Source organism: Sphingobacterium griseoflavum (genome assembly GCF_014653155.1).
Classification (GTDB): Bacteria; Bacteroidota; Bacteroidia; order Sphingobacteriales; family Sphingobacteriaceae; genus Sphingobacterium; species Sphingobacterium griseoflavum.
The window spans coordinates 181,291-197,286 of sequence record NZ_BNAF01000001.1 but is presented as its reverse complement, the minus strand read 5'-3'; the positions used below and the strand labels follow the sequence as shown (position 1 = coordinate 197,286).

Below are 15,996 nucleotides of genomic sequence, written 5' to 3'. Positions count from 1 at the left end.
GGCAGTCTTTTTAACATAATTTCGAATAGCTTATTATTTAAAACGCTTATCTTTACAGCAGAAAACACCTAATTTGAAACGCATTACCCATATCCTTTTTGTCGTAGCCGCACACGCTTGGTCGCCATTGTTTTGCCAACAATGGGAGATCGGTGGCCATATAGCGGCGACGGGATTCATGGGAGACATTAACCCGTCAAATCCTTGGTATTTTAAAAGCGGCGGCGCGGGCTTGCAACTGACTTATAACATCAACCCTACCTGGGGCGTTCAGGCCGGGTACCAAATGCTACATTTACAGGCTTCGGATCGCGACAGCAAAGATCCGTACCGTTACAATCGTGGGCAAAAGTTTAATAATATCGTGCATGAAGCTTCTTTACGCGCCAATTTCAATTTTTTTCGATTTATAGCCGGGCGTGCTGTTAATCGGTACACACCCTATCTATTCGCCGGAATTGGTGGCTTGCTGCATGAGCCTTACCTGTACAGCACGAATGGCACAAGACACCGGATGGAAGATTTACAGCTACAGCAATATGCTACCATTCGCAAGTTTGCCCTAGCTGCTCCCTTCGGGTTAGGTATGAAGTACAACCTAAAAGGCCCTTGGTCCCTTGGGGCCGAGCTAGCTTATCGCGTGGTTTTCAATGATGACTTAGACAATATTTCCAATAATTACCCCACACCCGGACAATATCCCGCTGCATATGCTTCATCATTTCCCGAAATGGACCGCATATGGTGGGAGTCTGTTGCGTATCCAGATCCTAGCAATATCGCGGCCTACCAAGGCAAAGCGAAGGGGAACAACCGATCTACCGACGGATACATGACGGCTGGTTTTACAGTCACCTACACACTTATCAGTAAGCGCTGCTACTGGTGGAACTAGGTATTATTAAGAAGTGAAAATGAATTTTAAAGATAAAATAAATAAAGAGAAGCTTCCCGCACATATCGCAATCATCATGGATGGAAACGGACGGTGGGCAAAAGGTATTGGTAAGCTTCGTATCTTCGGCCATCAGAATGGTGTCTCCGCTGTCCGTGAAGCAATGGAAGGATGTGTCGAGATGGGAATAAAATACCTGACGTTGTATGCTTTTTCGTCGGAGAACTGGAATCGACCCAAGCTTGAAGTTAAAGCGTTGATGGAGCTTTTGGTAAATACACTAGCTAAGGAAACCAAGACCTTTATGGATAATGGTATCAGACTAAACGCAATAGGTAGCATACAGGATTTGCCAAAGAATTGCCAAGCTAGGCTCACCGAAACCATAGAGACCACAAAAAACAATACCGCTTGTGTACTCACGCTTGCTTTGAGCTATGGAGCGCGGGCAGAACTGGTGGAAGCGACGAAATCTATCGTCAAATCTGTACAAGCAGGCAATCTGAACATCGATGACATCTCTGAAAAAACAATCAGTGAGCATCTTTTTACGGCAGACATGCCCGATCCGGATCTTATGATCCGTACCAGTGGTGAACAGCGAATCAGTAATTATCTTTTGTATCAGATGGCGTATACAGAATTTGTTTTTCTCGAAAAAATGTGGCCTGAATTTACGCGAGAAGATCTGTTTGCAGTAATCTATCATTATCAGCATCGGGAAAGAAGATTTGGGAAAACGAGCGAACAATTGTAATAATTAGCTTACCTTTGCAGCGTTAATTAAATACCTAATTAATAGCTTGGTTATTAATTATTTTCTTTTAACAAAAATTAACAACAGATTGGTGTACTTTAGCACCGAGAAAATTGAATAAATGAAGCGCATATTATACTTAATAACATTCACCTTACTTATTGGAGGCCAACAATTATTCGCTCAGATTCGTGGCAACAACCCTATTAATCTGAATGATCCCGACGAGATAACCTATCTGGATCCCAAAAATTACGTGATTGGCGGTGTCCGCGTAACGGGTACGCAGTACCTGGATGGCGACGTACTGGTCACGATTTCCAAGCTTGTCGTCGGTCAATACATCGAAGTGCCGAGCGAAGCCACGGCCAACGTTGTGAAAACACTAATGGGGCAAAACCTTTTTGACGATGTACAGTTATATGCTGAGCGTATTGAGGGCGAGAATATTTTCTTAGAAATTCGCGTACGGGAACGTCCAAGGCTAACAAGGATAGATATTCATGGGCTAAAAAAAGGAGAGACAGACGAAGTTCGCAAAAGACTGAATACCAATTCCGGGAAAATAGTCAATGAAAACCTGATCAAAACAACGAGAGCTACCATACAGAAATTCTTACGTGAAAAGTCTTACCTCTATCCAGAGATAAAGATACGTGCGGAGAAAGACACGGCACAGTCCAATAACGAAATTGTAATCGTGGATGTGGAAAAGAATAAAAAAATCAAAGTTCACCGTGTGCACTTCGAAGGGTCCGAAGCCTTCTCGGATGGTCAATTGCGTAAATACCTCAAAGGGGTGAAACCACGCCGCTGGTTCCGCATATTTGGCCCCGGCAAATTTAAAGACGATAAATATAAAGAAGCCAAAGAAAATCTCGTTGCTAAGATGCAGGATAAGGGATACCGCGATGCGCAAATATTAAGCGACAGCGTCGTCCGCTACGATGCAAACGAAGTAGACATCTACATAAATCTGCATGAGGGCCCGCGTTACTACGTAGGTAATATAGAATGGTCTGGTAATTCGAAATACAAAGATTCGGTATTGAACCTCATATTAGGCATTCAAAAAGGTGATGTATACAGTGAAGAGAAATTAACGACAAAGTTGATGGGGCCGACAAGGAACAGCGATGATGTCAGTGCTCTTTATCAAAACGATGGCTACCTAACGTTCAGTGTGCAACCGATCATCAAGCGTATTTACAACGATACGGTCGACGTAGAGGTTGTCCTCAGTGAAGGCAAGCAGTTCACGATCAATAACGTGATTGTGAAAGGGAACGATGTTACCAATGACAAAGTTGTCTTACGGTCCATCTATACCAAACCAGGACAAAAATTCTCCCGAGAGATGTTGATGCGTAGTGTCCGTGAAATATCCCAACTCGGTATGTTCGATGAACAGAAAATAAACCCAGTTCCAACAAATTTGAATTACGAAGAAGGGACAACAGACTTGGAGTATACCGTTGCGGAAAAGCCTTCTGATCAGGTGGAGCTATCTGGTGGATATGGAGCTGGACAGGTTATCGGTACATTAGGTTTGACATTCAACAACTTTTCTACCAGCAACTTTTTTAAGAAGGATGCGTGGAAACCATTGCCGCGTGGTGACGGTCAAAAATTCAGCATCCGCGGGCAGACCTCTGGGAAACGGTACCAATCGTACAACTTTTCCTTCTCAGAGCCTTGGCTTGGTGGCAAAAAGCCTATATATTTTGGTTTGAACGCCTATACATCCAGCTCGTCTTTCGGTGGCTTCAACTACCTTACCGGCCGGCAGATGGTTAGCGATTCCGAACTTAACCGTATCTGGATGACAGGGGTCACCGCCACGTTGGGTAAGCGTTTGCAATGGCCAGACAACTATTTCCAGGTGAATACGTCGCTTTCTTTCCAACGTTATAAATTGCAGAATTACGGGAATTATTTCTTGTTCTCCGACGGTACTGCCTATAACATGAACATTACGCAAGAGATTAGTCGAAATTCGGTCGATGCACCGATTTACCCTACCTCGGGATCCCATTTCCGTTTTTCGGTACAGCTAACACCACCTTACTCTGCCTGGAACAATATCAATTACGAAACAGCGCCAGACAATGAACGCTACAAATGGACAGAATACCACAAATGGAAATTCGACAGCCAATGGTATACAAAGATCGCAGGCAAGTTGGTATTGAAAATGCAGGCACAATTTGGTTATTTGGGCAACTATACAGATAGAACGCCTACATCTACTTTTGAGCGGTTCAAATTGGGTGGTGATGGTATGCAAGGATTTGACTTCCTTCAGGGCTCCGAAATCATCGCGATGCGCGGTTACGCCAATGGTACGATCATTCCTGAATCTACCGGTAACCTCAACCAGAATATAGCGATACAGTCTGGAAGTCCTATTTACACGAAATATCAATTAGAGTTGAGGCATCCGGTTATGCTAAATGAGCAGGCTACAGTCTTCGTACTCGCCTTTGCGGAAGGCGGTAACACCTGGAATAAATTTAGCGAGGTGAATCCATTTAAACTGCGTCGTTCGGCGGGTGTAGGTGCACGTATCTTTTTACCGATCTTCGGTATGCTGGGCATTGACTACGGCCATGCTTTCGATCCGATTCCAGGTATCCAATCGAACCGCTGGAGACAAAACTTTACCTTTAGCATCCTGCAAAACATGGGCGGGTTTTAATCAGCACCTATCCACGATATATCCATACAAGCGTCTCTTGCAAATCAATCAAGAGACGCTTTTTTTACAACAAGCGATACATCACTGTTTGCTGAACGTCAGCGTTGGTATCCTCATCTTCATCACAAATATCTTCCACGCCGGGCAGGGTAAATATGCAGTAGTTAAATTTTGTTAAAGCTACAAATACAGCTGTTATTTGCGCCTTTTTTGCTATTTTTGTCAAGAGAAAGAGCTTCAATCTGTTAGCAAACTATTTTTGCTTTTTAAACTTTTTGGAATCATAATTGTCTGATGATTTAGCAGCCTGCTCGTAGCGCTACCGAGTGATTGATCGTTTAATTCACGGTATCTGCTTACAGCAAAACCTTTTAAACATGGTTTATTTGAAACAGTGGAAGCAACAACTCAACAAAAAATAAAATGTATATGAAAAGAATAGTTTTTATCATGGCCTTCGTTGCCTTATCCGTCAGTGCAGCGGTCGCGCAACGCGTGGCTTATGTAGATTCTGAATATATCTTGAGACATATTCCGGAGTATGTTTCCGCACAGAAACAATTGGACGACCTTTCCACCAATTGGCAAGAAGAAGTGGATAAACAATATGGCGAGATTGAAAAACTGTATAAAGCTTACCAAAACGACCAAGTTTTGTTAAATGATGATATGCGTAAACGCCGAGAAGACGAGATAGTGAATAAAGAAAGGCAAGTCAAAGAATTTCAACGTCAGAAATTTGGTTTTGAGGGAGACCTATACAAAGAGCGTCTCCGACTAGTTAAACCCGTTCAGGACCGTGTGGCTAAAGCAATACAAGATGTGGCTAACGCACAGGGGCTTGATCTGATTTTGGATAAAGGAAGCGAAGTGACTTTCCTATATGCAAACCCAAAGCTTGATAAAAGTAATGACATCATTACAAAATTAGGTTTCAAAGCAGACCCTAGCTTGGTGAATTAATATTTTTTTGTTTATACTTGAGTGAAATTTGAAATTAATTATTAACGTTGTAAAAAAAAATGCCGTGTCGTATATCAATAACGGCACAACAGATTAAAATGAAAAGAATGAGAAATTTAGTTAGAAGTTTAGCTTTAGTGGCGGTGGTTTTCTTAGGCTCGCAGTACGTAAGTGCGCAGCAAAAAATTGGTCATGTCAATGCTGATGAGATCTTTCAGATGACAGCTGAATTTAAAACAGCAAATGAACAATTGCGGACGTTGAACGATACAAAAACGAAAGAGCTACAGGGGATGTATGAAGAGTTTCAAAAGAAGCAGAACGATGCGAACGAGAAACTAAGAAACCGGAGCGAGGCGAATAAAACGACGGTAGACGCAGAGTTACAAACTTTGGGACAGGATCTACAGAGTATGGAACAACGCATCCAAGAAGTTCAGCGCGTCGCACAAGAAGATTTAGGAAAAAAGCAACAAGAATTGTTGACACCTATCCAAACAAAAGTAATGAATGCCATCAATGCAGTAGCGAAGGAAAAAGGTTACGCTTACGTTTTGGATACTTCCAATGGTAATGTACTTTACTTTCAAGGAGGCGAAGACATTTCCGCTGATGTGAAAACGAGATTAGGTATTGCAGCAAATGCCACGCCTGCGGCACCAGCGGTTCCGCCTGCGAGATAATAGCAGCTTACGTATTAAAAAAAGAGATTGCGATGCAATCTCTTTTTTTTCATGACTAATTTTCTTCTGCCTGTTTCCACCAAACGTCGGCAAATAAGTCTGGATTTTTCTTAAACTGCCCATGGACGTAAGGGCATAACGGCTTTATCATCAATGCTTCTTCCCTCGCCTTTCTAACGAGTTCATCTAACAAAAGCTTGGCAAACCCTTTCCCTGCATATATCGGATCGACTTCCGTGTGGTAAACAGTCAGAACGGAATTGCGTATAAAGATGTCCATTTTGCCTGCCTGCAATGAATCGGAAAGCAATAGCAGTTCTCCACGGCCATTGTCATTAAGTTTGACTTCAAAAGTTTCCATGTCCATAGTTTTAATAGATCACACGAGCATTAAGCTTTCTTCAATAGCGTCCCATAAGGCAATGCGCTTTGCCAAAGCTTCCTTCGCAACATCCCTTATATCTTGCCATTTAACAGGATCATCGCCCGCTAGCTCCTGTATCATTTGCATGGCCAACGGACCATGTTCATCGCCATCCAGCTCAATATGTCGTTGAAAATAGTAAATGAATTTACTTAAATCCGTATCGGGCGCTCCTTCTTGAATTCCCGCTAAAATAGAGGTGAACATATCAGGAATTAGATCTTCTCGCCCGAAAGTAAATGCCGATGCGATCTTATGTGTTTCGCCTTCTTCGATGGTTAAGAACGTAAACCGCAGAAAATCTTTGATTCGATGATCTACCGATAAATTGGCGACGGCTTCCGCCAAAGATTGTCCGGAACGAATCCCTTCCAACAACTGTAATACAGGAGCTGTATCTGCCCCCATATCGTGCATTGCATCGAGATACATCTCAAAATGACTCAGCCTGCGACCGTCGATATATTCATCAGATTCTTCTGCTAGGACGATCTCGTTGATCAAGTGTCGTACAGCGGGTGACTCGCTTGCGAACCAAGGTACCTCCACACAGGTCATTTTTATTTGTAAGGCCTTGAGCAAAGACATAAAATCCCATACAGCATAGATGTGTCCCTCCGTAAACCTTTGCAGATCTTTTACTGTTGTTATTTTCTTATAAAGCGGATGCTGCAGTAATACATTCCGTTCTGCAGCAATAAAGTCGTTGACAGCCTGAATTTCTTTCATATTCAAAAATACAAATCCAAGTGGCAAACTGAGCAATTTATCCGGTATGAAAAGACTAAATTTGAGCCGATCTTAGAAAAAATGACGCGAGGAAGAAAAATAATCGCAGGAAGAAACGCCTCGCGCCACGTTCCCTACGCTAACTGCGATAGCTCGATCAGCAACTCCCGGAGCTTATTCTTCGGAAAAATCTTCAAAAATCCCGAAGCAAGCATGTCTGACTTTTCGCGTTCATCACTAGACGAGGTAAATCCATATATTTTAATGAATGGGAAGCGACTTAACAAATATTGTGCTGCTGTTAAACCATCAACACTAGGCATATGCAAATCCAGTATAGCGACGTCTGGCACCACATTTATATTGGAAAGCTGATCTAATAGCTGCTCCCCATCCTTTGCTTTGATTAGCAGTTGAAGGCGTACAAATTTCGTCACCAGATTTTCCAAAAGAAAATGATGGATATCCGAGTCGTCAGCAAAGACTATTTTAACTGGTTTATTCATTTTCATAAATGATTCAATTGGTACCTGCTCTATTATACCTTCACTTATTAGAGGTAAAAAGCTGCATTTTATGCGCCACACTAGTAGAACGTCGCAGGCTCCATATATGTTTTGCCCAAACGCTAATTTATATTTGCTACTGCAAAAATAAAATCGTGTTCAAGAGATCGATCTATCAAAAATAAAAGCGCCTATTTTGCTATACGGTAAGAAAAAATATGGCTTTGCGACCCAAAGCGAATTAAAAATCCCTAAACTTCAGGGAAAAGCTTAGGGATGGCACGAAATCATCTCAACCGACTCAGCAACCAAGCATAGCCCCTCGAGAAATTCAAAATTAAAGCCTGTATCCTTACCGTCCTATACCTGAAAACAAGTATAATTACTTTTCAACTCCGATCGGATCGCATGGGTTTTAATCCTAGTTTGGCCAACATGGTTAGGTCGTCGTCCATATCGGGGTTTGGCGTTACCAGTAGTTTCGCACCTTCCCCAGTGAAGATGGAATTAGCTCCGGCCATAAAGCACCACGCTTGTTCATGTTCAGACATCTCCATACGTCCTGCACTTAGCCGAACCAAGGATTTTGGCATCGCAATGCGTGCGGTAGCGATCGTCCGCACCATATCCCAGATATCTACTTTGGGTTGATCTGCCAGCGGCGTTCCGGCAACCCTGGATAGCGCATTGATGGGCACCGACTCCGGGTGCTCCTCCATCGTTGCGAGTGTGCAAAGCATCGCCACCCGATCTGCTGAAGATTCGCCCAGACCAATGATGCCACCGGAACAAACCGTGAGTCCAGCTTGTCGCACGTGGCCAATGGTCTGTAGTCGATCAGCAAAGGTGCGCGTCGATATAATATGTCCGTAGTAATCTGCGGAACTATCTAGATTATGGTTGTAGGCATATAGGCCGGCTTCCTGTAACCGTTTTGCCTGTTGCGCGCTCAACATGCCCAGCGTGCAACAAACTTCCATGCCTAGACCGTTTACGGCTTTAACCATATCCACGACGCGGTCAAAATCACGATTGTCGCGGACCGCTCGCCAAGCGGCTGCCATACAGAACCTTGTTGAACCCTTTTCTTGTGCTCGCTTCGCATGGGCGAGTACGGTTTCTGTAGGAAGCAATGCATGGACGGGGCTATCGGTATGGTAACGTGCTGCTTGTCCGCAATAAGCGCAATCTTCTGGACAGCCTCCCGTTTTTACGGAAAGCAATGTAGATAATTGGACCTCGTCCGCCCTGTGCCACGAACGATGCACAGTTGCCGCTGTATAGACCAAATCAAGCAATGGTCGTTTATAAATATTCAGCAATTCTTCCTTCGTCCAATCATGACGTATTTTCATCTTTTCTTCAACCATTGTTTGGGCTATTTTTATGTTAAACATACAAGGCATGAGTCATCACCATGAAACGGCCAGTTGTCATCGGGCTGATGTTTCAAGTTTTCCAACAAAAGTAGTATCTTGCAGCAAGGTACAAAGGTGCCAGTTTTCAGAATATGCCTAGTCCGGTTGATGTTCCATATCGTAGCTTTATAAAAATTGACAGAACGTCAAACATCCCGATATATCTCCAAATAGCCAATGAATTTATTAAGGCCATACAACGGAATATTCTTCTTGTTAACAGCAAGCTACCGGGTACACGTGTATTGGGCCAGCTTTTGTGCACGCACCGTAACACGGTTGTTGCAGCTTATGATGAGTTGGCTGCACAGGGATGGGTCGTCATACAGCCTAACAGAGGAGCCTTTGTTTCGGCCTCATTACCCACAACTGGCAGGAATACGGTAGACCGACACAGCTATCCTACGCACACCGGTTTTTATTTCCAACAATCGTCTCTGCTCGACAATCCTTACGAACATGGAAATTATCAATACATACTGAATGACGGCACACCAGATATCAGATTAACACAGATTGATGATCTATCGCGCATCTACAGTTCGACCATAAAACGAAGAGGCAACAGACGTAAAATGGATTATTACAACCAAGAAGGGAGCGAATATTTCAAAGAGCAGTTGCTGGTATACTTACATCTGTCACGCGGTCTTTATGTTTCCGGCACGAATGTATTGATTACCCGTAGCACGGAGATGAGCTTGTTTATTATTTCGGAAATATTGCTTAAGCCGAATGACACGGTGGTGGTCGGCGCGTTAAGCTATTTCTCGGCGAATATGATTTTCCAAAAGAACGCGGCGCGAATTCGAACCATACCTATCGACTCGGAAGGCATCGATACCGACGCATTGGCATTGCTTTGTGAGCAAATACCCATTCGTATGGTTTACGTTAGCCCACAACACCATTATCCCACAACAGCGACGCTAAGCGAGAAAAGGCGAATAGCGTTGCTGGCACTGGCAGAAAAGCATGGGTTTGCCATTGTCGAAGATGATCAAGACTACGACTTTCACTACAACAAGCAACCAATGTTGCCAATTGCGACTGCTGATAGAAAAGGGATGGTTATCTATGTCAGCTCCTTCGGCAAGTCGCTAGTACCTGGTTTCAGAACAGGATTTATTGTTGCTCCGGAAAATTTAATGTTCGAGATGCGTAAACATTTGGGTATTATAGACCGGCAAGGCGATGTATTGATGGAACAAGCATTGGGCGAAATGATTGAAGAAGGGGTAATCCATAGACACTTGAAGAAGTCATTGAAGATCTACAAGGAAAGAAGGGACCACATGGGCGGTATCCTGCAAGCAGAGTTTTCTTCTCATCTATATACCAAAGCTCCTACTGGAGGATTGGCATTTTGGTTACAATTCAAGCGTCCAACGAATTTGTTAAGGCTTAGTAAATCCTGTGCACAAAAGGGTCTGTTCCTCCCGAAAACAATGTTATATCAAAATAAGGACGTAACGGGTATCAGGCTAGGTTTTGGAAATCTTGATAGTAAAGAGCTATCGCAAAGTTTGGCTCTATTGAAAAGTTGCTTAGATAACTTGGATTAGAAGCCGAAGCTTAGCTGCCCTCCTTCCAACCCTGGTCTTCGTTCGTTGCCGAAGGGTATCTCCAAAAAAGAAACGTATTGCCTTTTTTGTTCGTCAAATCGGCGTAATACAATTCCCTTGCAAAAAAAATCGAAATCCAAGTTTTTGAATTCATCCAGCGCCTTGACTTCGCGCAGATTATCCAAATCCAGCCCTCGGCTGATCGTCAAATGCGGAACATTACTTTTTTTATCCACGCGCGTGACCTTTTCAGCCACGGCGATAACCTTCCGCATCTTTTCCACAAGAAAAGCTCTTGATTGCGCAGTAGGATCAATAAAAAAAGTGCCAGAAGTCGGATACGTGGAAAACGTATCGAAATAGATATGCTGTGCATGCTCAAAACGCATTTTGTCAGCCAAAAGGTCAATTACACGTTGTAATTGCTCGGGAGTGACCTTCAGGATGCAAATTGTAACATGCGCCGTGGAATGGCAGCTCGGATACCACTTGTTCAACAAACGCCTGACACGCTCCTTTATGGCAGCCACAAAGCGAATGCCCTTTTCACAGGGTTGAAAAACGATAGATATAGATTCCGTAGCCATAGGTATGCATGAAGATGATATGCTACAAGTTACGAAATTCGATGTATATAAAAAATACTAGTTAGTTTTTAGAATGTCGTTATTTCCGCCTTTTGTATGGATAGCGGGTTTACCGGATTTTGTGGACGACAGCTTATACTGGACAACATTGTTCCCTCCATCAATCGTTACGGAATTTATTTTATCCACGTAAACTTCATTGTTCATTCCATTGATAACCACATTCCGCAATCCTCCTTTAGCATAGACGATGTTGTTTGATCCTGCAATCTGGAGCGTTTCATCCCCAAACGTTGCTATAGTTTTTTCTATCTTTGTACCCTGTACCTTTACAATTTTACCGTGGCTGTAGATGATGATAAGATCATTTTTAGGCGGATTTAAGTCATTTGACTGTTTAGATGATGCGTGGACTAGAGTGGGTCCAATGGAAATAAAATGAAGTAGTAAAATTACGAAAATCCTCATAATGTAGCATTTATGCCTGTGATTAGTGTATCAAATATACGGCATTCGACGCATTTCAGCAACGTGAAACGGGTAATTAACAGAATTTAACAAGAAAAATGGGTTCGCGGTAACGAAGAGACTGTTTGAATCAAAGATGATGAATCAAGTTTGGTGGCATAAAAAAAGGAGTCGATAACGACTCCTCTCTAATATCTAACAAGTTGATAGCGGTTTAAAACTCTATTTTACGGCGTCAACTACTGCTTTGAAAGCATCAGGATTATTTAAAGCTAGGTCAGCCAAAACCTTACGGTTTAAGCCGATATTTTTAGCGTTTAATTTACCGATCAACTGTGAATAAGAAATTCCATGTTGACGGGCACCTGCGTTGATACGCTGAATCCATAAAGCTCTGAACTCGCGTTTTTTGGTTTTACGGTCGCGATAAGCGTACTGTAAACCTTTTTCTACTGTGTTTTTAGCAATTGTATAAACTTTGCTTCTTGATCCGAAATAGCCCTTAGCTAATTTCAAGATTCTTTTTCTTCTTCTTCTCGAAGCTACTGCGTTAACCGAACGTGGCATATGAATTAAATTTAGTTTGGTATGAGGTGTTGCGTTTTACAGCAAGCTTACGACCTGATACCCGGTCAAAAAATTATTTATTAAAAAAGGTAAACCTTACTTACCGATAGCAAGCATACGTTTTACATTACCCATGTCAGCTTCATGAACATAACCCGTTTTTGTCAAGTTACGTTTTTGCTTTGTGGTTTTCTTTGTCAAGATGTGGCTTTTGTAAGCGCTTTTTCTTGCAATTTTACCTGTTCCAGTCAATTTAAAGCGTTTTTTCGCGCTGGAATTGGTTTTTACTTTTGGCATAATCTTATAAATTTTGTATCAACCTGTTATAATATTTATTTTTTTGCGGCCTTCGGAGCTAATGTCAAAAACATCCGCTTGCCTTCCAATTTTGGAAACAGCTCCACTTTACCGTAATCCTCCAAGGCTTGTGCAAAGCGCAACAAAAGGATCTCACCTTGTTCTTTGAAGACGATAGCACGACCCTTAAAATGCACGTATGCTCGTACCTTTTCTCCACTTTCCAAAAACTTCATGGCATGCTTCAACTTGAAATCAAAATCGTGATCGCTTGTATTAGGACCAAAACGAATTTCCTTGATAACAGTTTGCTTAGCGTTTGCCTTGATCTCCTTTTGTTTCTTCTTCTGTTCGTAAATAAACTTGCTATAGTCGATTATCCGACAAACAGGCGGAACAGCATTTGGCGAAATTTCTACTAAATCAAGTTCCAGTTCGTCAGCAAGTTCCAATGCTTTACGTGTGGGAATAATCCCCTGTTCTACATTATCGCCGACCAGACGTACCTCTGGCACCCTGATAAATTCGTTAATGCGGTGTTCTGGTTCTTTCTTTCTCATTGGTGGTCTAGGACCACCACCTCTAGTTAATGCCAAATGTTTAAAATTAAACGGTTATTTCTTTAATTAATAATTCCTTGAATGCCTCTGGATCCATTGAACCTAAATCCACAGACCCATGTTTACGAACAGAAACTGTGCCACTTTCCATCTCCTTTTCCCCTACAATCAACATATATGGGATTTTTTTGACTTCAGCGTCTCGGATTTTCCGACCCACCTTCTCATCGCGAAGGTCAATCAGACCGCGAATATCGGAATTATTTAGCGATTCTAAAAGATTTTTTGCAGAATCTTCATATTTTTCCGACACGGGTAGGACGATAAACTGCTCTGGTGCAAGCCATAACGGAAACTGCCCTGCGCAATGCTCGATCAAAACAGCCACGAAACGCTCCAACGAACCAAAGGGCGCGCGATGGATCATTACCGGGCGATGTTTTTGGTTATCGCTGCCTGTGTATTCCAATTCAAAACGCTCTGGCAAATTATAGTCTACCTGAATAGTGCCGAGCTGCCACTTTCGCCCCAAAGCATCTTTCACCATAAAATCCAGCTTGGGCCCATAAAAGGCGGCCTCGCCGTATTCCACAACAGTAGGTAGACCTTTTTCCGATGCCGCCTCCACGATCGCTGCTTCCGCCAGCGCCCAATTTTCGTCGGAACCGATATACTTGGTTTTATTTTCTGGATCGCGAAGCGAAACTTGTGCTGTAAAGTTGTCAAAACCTAATGCACCGAATACATAAAGTACCAAGTCAATGACCTTCTTAAATTCCTCCTTCACTTGGTCCGGACGACAGAAAAGATGGGCATCATCTTGTGTAAAGCCACGAACGCGCGTCAACCCATGCAGTTCTCCCGATTGCTCGTAGCGGTAAACTGTTCCAAATTCTGCAAAACGCACTGGCAGATCTTTATAGGAACGTGGCTTTGTCTTATAGATTTCGCAGTGGTGCGGACAGTTCATTGGTTTTAAGAAGAACTCCTCCCCTTCTACAGGGGTGTGTATCGGTTGGAAAGCATCAGCGCCATACTTCTCGTAATGACCCGACGTCACATACAGTTGCTTATGTCCAATATGTGGTGTAACGACAGGTTCGTATCCCGCTTTGACTTGGGCACGTTGTAGAAAGTCCTGCAATTTTTGACGGAGAGCAGCCCCTTTCGGCAACCATAATGGTAAACCGGCGCCCACTTTCTCGGAAAAAGCAAATAGTTCCAGCTCTTTTCCCAACTTGCGATGATCTCTCTTTTTTGCTTCCTCTATAAACCGCACATAATCCGCAAGTTCAGAAGCCTTCGGAAAGGTAACACCATATATCCGTGTCAACTGCTTGCGACTTTCGTCACCCCGCCAATAAGCACCGGCAACGTTGGTAAGCTTTATCGCCTTGATCACACCTGTATTTGGAATGTGGGGCCCCCGGCACAAATCGGTAAAATTGCCCTGCGTGTAGAATGTGATCTTTCCATCCTCCAAATCCTTGATCAGATCTAATTTATATTCATCTCCTTTTTCGGTGAAGTAAGCCAAAGCATCAGCTTTCGAGACCGCTTTGCGCTCAAAAACTTCTTTTTGTTTGGCCAACTCCAACATCTTGTCTTCAATTTGCTTGAATTCATCGGAGGAAAATTCGCGATCGCCAAAATCGACATCGTAATAAAAGCCCGTTTCAATAGATGGACCAATACCGAACTTTACGCCTGGATAAAGCGCCTCCAGTGCTTCGGCAAGTAAATGGGCCGAAGAATGCCAAAAGGTAGATTTACCCTTGTCGTCGTTCCACGTTAGCAGCTTGACATGTGCATCCTCTTCGATAGCGCGAGAAGCATCCCATACTTCGCCATTCACTTCCGCCGCCAAGACATTTCTGGCCAAACCTTCAGAAATCGATAGGGCTACCTGCATCGCAGTTGTTCCTTTTTCATACTGACGAACAGATCCGTCAGGTAATGTGATGTTAATCATGTACGAATATGATTTTAAATTATTGAATAAATAGGTGAAACAAACCGACAGCGTTAACAATTACGCTGCATCATAGCCTGTCTTCCTTTGATCGCACAAAGGTATTCAATATCTTCAAGAAAGCGAAATGACCAATACATTAAGGGCTACGCATACCAACGCTATAAACACACCATTCTAACAAAACCTAACACTGTCATGATGAAGCCGTTTAAATAGTGCATGCATTTTTTGTACCTTTGTATTCTCAAAAAATAACACATGTCAAATCAAGTCCCAGAAGACGGCACGTTGCTTCCTTTGATGGAAGATTTTTACACGATACAAGGCGAAGGGTATCACACCGGAAAAGCAGCATATTTTATCCGTTTGGGTGGCTGTGATGTGGGTTGCCATTGGTGCGATGTGAAAGAGAGCTGGGACGCGAACCTTCACCCGCTGACACCGGCAGACACCATTGTGGAACACGCCAAACAGCACCCCGCCAAAACCGTGGTGATTACGGGCGGTGAACCCCTAATCTATAATTTGGATTATTTGACGAGACAATTGAAAGCCGCAGGCATCCAAACGTTCATAGAAACGTCGGGCGCCTATCCTCTTTCGGGATTTTGGGATTGGATATGCCTGTCCCCTAAAAAATTCAAAGGGCCACGTCCTGACGTATTGAATGCCGCTGGAGAGTTAAAAGTGATCGTCTTCAATAAAAGTGATTTTCAATGGGCGGAAGAGCATGCCAAATTTGTGGGCAAAAGCTGCAAGCTATATCTACAACCCGAATGGTCAAAAGCAGCTGAAATGACGCCGCTCATCATCGAGTATGTGAAGGAAAATCCACAATGGGAGATATCGCTGCAGACCCATAAGTACTTGAACATTCCTTAAAAGCTCATCTTTTACTATTTTT

The 15,996-nt window shown here is 43.0% G+C and carries 18 protein-coding genes; 7 read left to right on the top strand and 11 right to left on the bottom strand.

The features are described 5' to 3' along the window. Positions 1–73 precede the first annotated feature (73 nt). The 3 genes from porG (at position 74) to bamA (ending at position 4,350) form a co-directional block, all read left to right on the top strand. Positions 74–895: a type IX secretion system protein PorG gene (gene porG, locus IE165_RS00825; RefSeq protein ID WP_189624696.1), complete on the top strand. Its 822-nt coding sequence runs from the start codon at positions 74–76 to the stop codon at positions 893–895. A 19-nt stretch (positions 896–914) separates the two neighbouring features. Continuing rightward, positions 915–1,652: an undecaprenyl pyrophosphate synthase gene (gene uppS / locus IE165_RS00820; RefSeq protein WP_189624695.1), complete on the top strand. Its 738-nt coding sequence runs from the start codon at positions 915–917 to the stop codon at positions 1,650–1,652. Positions 1,653–1,773: 121 nt separating this feature from the next. Continuing rightward, positions 1,774–4,350, top strand: coding sequence for an outer membrane protein assembly factor BamA (gene bamA, locus IE165_RS00815; protein WP_189624694.1), 2,577 nt, complete (start codon positions 1,774–1,776; stop codon positions 4,348–4,350). Between the two features lie 64 nt (positions 4,351–4,414). Here the strand turns inward: bamA and IE165_RS00810 are convergent, their stop codons facing one another. Then, positions 4,415–4,576: a hypothetical protein gene (locus IE165_RS00810; protein ID WP_189624693.1), complete on the bottom strand. Its 162-nt coding sequence runs from the start codon at positions 4,574–4,576 to the stop codon at positions 4,415–4,417. A 203-nt stretch (positions 4,577–4,779) separates the two neighbouring features. Here IE165_RS00810 and IE165_RS00805 point away from each other — a divergent pair, with 203 nt between their 5' ends. Together IE165_RS00805 and IE165_RS00800 are read left to right on the top strand one after the other, a co-directional pair. Then, on the top strand, positions 4,780–5,313 hold the full coding sequence (locus IE165_RS00805) for an OmpH/Skp family outer membrane protein (RefSeq protein WP_189624692.1): 534 nt from the start codon (positions 4,780–4,782) through the stop codon (positions 5,311–5,313). Positions 5,314–5,420: 107 nt separating this feature from the next. After that, positions 5,421–5,996, top strand: a complete 576-nt coding sequence (locus IE165_RS00800; protein WP_189624691.1) for an OmpH/Skp family outer membrane protein — start codon at positions 5,421–5,423, stop codon at positions 5,994–5,996. 55 nt (positions 5,997–6,051) lie between these two features. Here the strand turns inward: IE165_RS00800 and IE165_RS00795 are convergent, their stop codons facing one another. The 4 genes from IE165_RS00795 to bioB all read right to left on the bottom strand — a co-directional run bounded on the left by IE165_RS00795 (position 6,052) and on the right by bioB (position 9,010). Beyond that, a complete protein-coding gene (locus tag IE165_RS00795; protein WP_189624690.1) occupies positions 6,052–6,357 on the bottom strand; it encodes a GNAT family N-acetyltransferase in 306 nt (101 codons plus the stop codon). Between the two features lie 18 nt (positions 6,358–6,375). Continuing rightward, positions 6,376–7,149: a DUF3050 domain-containing protein gene (locus tag IE165_RS00790; protein WP_189624689.1), complete on the bottom strand. Its 774-nt coding sequence runs from the start codon at positions 7,147–7,149 to the stop codon at positions 6,376–6,378. A gap of 134 nt (positions 7,150–7,283) precedes the next feature. After that, the gene (locus tag IE165_RS00785) at positions 7,284–7,655 is read right to left on the bottom strand and encodes a response regulator (protein ID WP_189624688.1); all 372 of its coding nucleotides are present in this window, start codon (positions 7,653–7,655) and stop codon (positions 7,284–7,286) included. Positions 7,656–8,044: 389 nt separating this feature from the next. Next, on the bottom strand, positions 8,045–9,010 hold the full coding sequence (gene bioB / locus IE165_RS00780; RefSeq protein WP_229826236.1) for a biotin synthase BioB: 966 nt from the start codon (positions 9,008–9,010) through the stop codon (positions 8,045–8,047). A 155-nt stretch (positions 9,011–9,165) separates the two neighbouring features. Here bioB and IE165_RS00775 point away from each other — a divergent pair, with 155 nt between their 5' ends. Next, a complete protein-coding gene (locus IE165_RS00775) occupies positions 9,166–10,638 on the top strand; it encodes an aminotransferase-like domain-containing protein (protein ID WP_189624686.1) in 1,473 nt (490 codons plus the stop codon). On the opposite strand, the gene IE165_RS00770 is transcribed toward IE165_RS00775, so the two are convergent. From IE165_RS00770 to thrS, 6 genes are all read right to left on the bottom strand, one after another. Further along, the gene (locus IE165_RS00770; RefSeq protein WP_189624685.1) at positions 10,635–11,225 is read right to left on the bottom strand and encodes a 2'-5' RNA ligase family protein; all 591 of its coding nucleotides are present in this window, start codon (positions 11,223–11,225) and stop codon (positions 10,635–10,637) included. The genes IE165_RS00775 and IE165_RS00770 overlap by 4 nt on opposite strands. A 57-nt stretch (positions 11,226–11,282) precedes the next feature. Beyond that, the gene (locus IE165_RS00765; RefSeq protein WP_189624684.1) at positions 11,283–11,693 is read right to left on the bottom strand and encodes a DUF3060 domain-containing protein; all 411 of its coding nucleotides are present in this window, start codon (positions 11,691–11,693) and stop codon (positions 11,283–11,285) included. 222 nt (positions 11,694–11,915) lie between these two features. After that, positions 11,916–12,260, bottom strand: a complete 345-nt coding sequence (rplT, locus tag IE165_RS00760) for a 50S ribosomal protein L20 (RefSeq protein WP_086948276.1) — start codon at positions 12,258–12,260, stop codon at positions 11,916–11,918. A gap of 96 nt (positions 12,261–12,356) precedes the next feature. Then, entirely contained in the window at positions 12,357–12,557 is a 201-nt protein-coding gene (rpmI, locus tag IE165_RS00755) for a 50S ribosomal protein L35 (RefSeq protein ID WP_189624683.1), read from the bottom strand. Between the two features lie 35 nt (positions 12,558–12,592). Next, positions 12,593–13,117 (bottom strand): translation initiation factor IF-3, encoded by a 525-nt coding sequence (gene infC, locus IE165_RS00750; protein WP_037494776.1) that lies wholly within the window; start codon positions 13,115–13,117, stop codon positions 12,593–12,595. Between the two features lie 46 nt (positions 13,118–13,163). After that, positions 13,164–15,089, bottom strand: a complete 1,926-nt coding sequence (gene thrS, locus IE165_RS00745; protein ID WP_189624682.1) for a threonine--tRNA ligase — start codon at positions 15,087–15,089, stop codon at positions 13,164–13,166. A gap of 261 nt (positions 15,090–15,350) precedes the next feature. Between thrS and IE165_RS00740 the strand changes: the two genes are divergently transcribed. Next, on the top strand, positions 15,351–15,974 hold the full coding sequence (locus tag IE165_RS00740) for a 7-carboxy-7-deazaguanine synthase QueE (RefSeq protein WP_189624681.1): 624 nt from the start codon (positions 15,351–15,353) through the stop codon (positions 15,972–15,974). Positions 15,975–15,996: the final 22 nt, after the last annotated feature.

Excerpts from the sequence above, each read along its gene's own strand:
- uppS (WP_189624695.1), top strand. The coding sequence starts at position 915 with ATGAATTTTAAAGATAAAATAAATAAAGAGAAGCTTCCCGCACATATC.
- IE165_RS00785 (WP_189624688.1), bottom strand. The coding sequence starts at position 7,655 with ATGAATAAACCAGTTAAAATAGTCTTTGCTGACGACTCGGATATCCAT.
- bioB (WP_229826236.1), bottom strand. The coding sequence starts at position 9,010 with ATGAAAATACGTCATGATTGGACGAAGGAAGAATTGCTGAATATTTAT.
- IE165_RS00765 (WP_189624684.1), bottom strand. The coding sequence starts at position 11,693 with ATGAGGATTTTCGTAATTTTACTACTTCATTTTATTTCCATTGGACCC.
- IE165_RS00805 (WP_189624692.1), top strand. The coding sequence starts at position 4,780 with ATGAAAAGAATAGTTTTTATCATGGCCTTCGTTGCCTTATCCGTCAGT.
- rplT (WP_086948276.1), bottom strand. The coding sequence starts at position 12,260 with ATGCCACGTTCGGTTAACGCAGTAGCTTCGAGAAGAAGAAGAAAAAGA.
- IE165_RS00790 (WP_189624689.1), bottom strand. The coding sequence starts at position 7,149 with ATGAAAGAAATTCAGGCTGTCAACGACTTTATTGCTGCAGAACGGAAT.
- IE165_RS00775 (WP_189624686.1), top strand. The coding sequence starts at position 9,166 with ATGCCTAGTCCGGTTGATGTTCCATATCGTAGCTTTATAAAAATTGAC.
- IE165_RS00770 (WP_189624685.1), bottom strand. The coding sequence starts at position 11,225 with ATGGCTACGGAATCTATATCTATCGTTTTTCAACCCTGTGAAAAGGGC.
- IE165_RS00800 (WP_189624691.1), top strand. The coding sequence starts at position 5,421 with ATGAGAAATTTAGTTAGAAGTTTAGCTTTAGTGGCGGTGGTTTTCTTA.
- infC (WP_037494776.1), bottom strand. The coding sequence starts at position 13,117 with ATGAGAAAGAAAGAACCAGAACACCGCATTAACGAATTTATCAGGGTG.
- rpmI (WP_189624683.1), bottom strand. The coding sequence starts at position 12,557 with ATGCCAAAAGTAAAAACCAATTCCAGCGCGAAAAAACGCTTTAAATTG.
- IE165_RS00795 (WP_189624690.1), bottom strand. The coding sequence starts at position 6,357 with ATGGAAACTTTTGAAGTCAAACTTAATGACAATGGCCGTGGAGAACTG.
- bamA (WP_189624694.1), top strand. The coding sequence starts at position 1,774 with ATGAAGCGCATATTATACTTAATAACATTCACCTTACTTATTGGAGGC.
- thrS (WP_189624682.1), bottom strand. The coding sequence starts at position 15,089 with ATGATTAACATCACATTACCTGACGGATCTGTTCGTCAGTATGAAAAA.
- IE165_RS00740 (WP_189624681.1), top strand. The coding sequence starts at position 15,351 with ATGTCAAATCAAGTCCCAGAAGACGGCACGTTGCTTCCTTTGATGGAA.